The 2,328-nt window shown below is 70.5% G+C and carries 2 protein-coding genes and 1 pseudogene; all 3 read right to left on the bottom strand.

All coding sequences use genetic code 11. The features are described from left to right. Positions 1-132: 132 nt before the first annotated feature. Positions 133-384, bottom strand: coding sequence for a DUF5133 domain-containing protein (locus ABZ281_RS46300; RefSeq protein WP_356664513.1), 252 nt, complete (start codon positions 382-384; stop codon positions 133-135). 111 nt (positions 385-495) lie between these two features. Continuing rightward, positions 496-993 (bottom strand): annotated as a pseudogene (locus ABZ281_RS46295) (ATP-binding cassette domain-containing protein); the annotation flags it as partial. A 148-nt stretch (positions 994-1,141) separates the two neighbouring features. Then, entirely contained in the window at positions 1,142-1,999 is an 858-nt protein-coding gene (locus ABZ281_RS46290) for an aldo/keto reductase (protein ID WP_356664511.1), read from the bottom strand. Positions 2,000-2,328 lie beyond the last annotated feature (329 nt).

The raw sequence follows: 2,328 nt of genomic DNA, 5'->3' as shown, positions 1-2,328 counted from the left end.
GGTACCCCCTGCTCGAGCGGAGTCGAGAGCGTGGGGGAGCGTGCCGGGCGTCGTGACGGGGCGAACGTTGCCTGCCGCGGCACTAGGTGCCGCCGAGGCGCGCTGCCCGGTCCGCGCCGGGCCTCACATCCGTCAGCCGACCAGCGTCAGGCCGTTCTCCCCGCCCGCCCCGGCGGCATCGGGCCGCCCCTCGGTGAGCAGCAGGACGTCGGCCTTCGCCATGGCGTCGCTGACGTCGGACGTCCCCATCATCACGCACAGTGTGTAGCTGACGTCCTCCAGTTCGCGTGCCGCCGTCGGCACGTGCCTCTCCGACTGAGCGATCCTCAGCGACGCGTACCGCGTCAGCAACTCCCTGACGATCTTCCGGTCCGGTACAAGCACGTAGCGCCCCTCTCTCTGTTTTCGCTGCGTATGCCCGAACCACGCGGAAACATACACACGATTTTCCCACCTGGGTCAGATTTGACGAGAAGTGATCGTAAGCGACCGGTCTTAGGCGATCTGGCCACTGTGCAGAGCTGCGTAGGCCTCAGCCCGGCGCAGGAGCTCCTCGTGTGTGCCGATCTCCTCGACACGGCCGTCGCCCATCACCACGATCCGGTCGGCGCCCTGGACGGTGGACAGCCGGTGCGCCACGACGAACGTGGTGCGCCCGTGCAGCAGCCGGGCCGGCGCCTGCTGGACGAGCGCTTCCGAGCGGGTGTCGAGCACCGAGGTCGCCTCGTCGAGGACCAGCACGTTGGGGTCGCGGATCAGGGCCCGGGCGATGGCCAGGCGCTGCCGCTGCCCGCCGGACAGCCGGGCGCCGTGCTCGCCGACCAGGGTATCGAGGCCCCTGGGGAGCCGGTCGACGAACTCCAGCGCGTTGGCGTCGCGCAGGGCCGCCCGCACCATCTCCTCGTCGGCGTCGTCCATGCCGTAGGCGACGTTCTCGCGGATCGTGCCGTCGAAGAGGATCGACTCCTGCGGCACCACCGACAGGAAGCGGCGTTAGGGGTGGTCGAGTGGTCTTTCCCACGGCGATGCCATCGGTGGTTGGTCCTCCCGGGTTGCCGGTGCGCAGGGCGTGCGCGTGCTTGGTCGTGTGCAGCAGAAGACCCGGGGCGGCGTGCGGCCGTCCCCGGGTCTCGTGGTCTGCTCAGGCGGCGTCCAGCTCCGCCAGTTCCCCGGCCGTCAGGGCGAGGTCGGTGGCGGCGAGCGAGTCGCGGATCGTCTCGGGCCGGCTCGCGCCCGGGATGGGGACGACGACCGGCGACTTGGCGAGCATCCAGGCCAGGCACGCCCGCTGCGGGCTCACGCCGTGCGCCTCGGCGATGCGGGCGAAGGGGGCGTGGCCCGAGCCGAGTTCACCGGCCTTCGAGATCCCGCCGAGGGGGCTCCAGGGCAGGAACGCGATCCCGAGTTCGTCGCACAGGCGCAGTTCCGGCTCGCTGGAGCGGAAGGCCGGGGAGAACTGGTTCTGTACGGAGACCAGACGCCCGCCGAGGATCTCAACGGCCTGCCGGATCTGCTCGGGGTTCGCGTTCGAGATGCCGGCCATGCGGATCTTGCCCTCGTCCAGCAGATCGCGGATCGCGCCGAGGGACTCGGCGTAGGGGACGCGCGGGTCGGGGCGGTGGAACTGGTAGAGGCCGATGGCCTCGACGCCGAGCCGGCGCAGGGACTCCTCGCAGGCCGCCTTGAGGTGGCGGGGGCTGCCGTCGAGCGTCCAGCTCCCGTCGCCGGGGCGGAGGTGGCCGCCCTTGGTCGCGACGAGGACGTCGCCGCCTCGGTCGCGCGAGGCGAGGGCCTTGGCGATCAAGGTCTCGTTGTGTCCGACCTCGTCGGCGTCGCGGTGGTAGGCGTCCGCGGTGTCGATCAGGGTCACTCCGGCGTCGAGGGCGGCGTGGACGGTGGCGAGGGAACGGTCCTCGTCCGGTCGTCCCTCGATGGACATGGGCATCGCGCCCAGGCCGATCGCGCTGACCTCGACGTCACCGATGCGGCGGGTGTGCATGGGTTCGTGACCTCTTCCGGCTGTCGGGCGATGGTGCACTCCAGCCTGGACGCCGCGCGGCCGGGGGTCCAATAGAAGAAGGAGAACGCATTCAGCACTCGGGCCGCTGAATCGCGCCCGGGCCCTCGGAGGCCCCCTTGTCACGCCTGGATGAAACCTCGCGCCCGAGGACTCAACTCCCCCACACAGAGTGGCGATCCGTAGGGCATCGCTCCGCCTCGCTGCCATATTCGAGAACCACTTCGGAGGTGGTTGTGAGCACAGAGGTGACAGCATCCGGTCCGGGGGCCAGCACCTTCTCCTTGGCCAGGCCGAGCCCCATGGCCAGA

The sequence above is a fragment of the Streptomyces sp. NPDC006265 genome, from assembly GCF_040613555.1.
Lineage (GTDB): Bacteria > Actinomycetota > Actinomycetes > Streptomycetales > Streptomycetaceae > Streptomyces.
Note: the sequence above shows the minus strand (reverse complement) of the source record. Positions and strands in the feature narration are given on the sequence as shown.

Excerpts from the sequence above, each read along its gene's own strand:
- ABZ281_RS46290 (WP_356664511.1), bottom strand. The coding sequence starts at position 1,999 with ATGCACACCCGCCGCATCGGTGACGTCGAGGTCAGCGCGATCGGCCTG.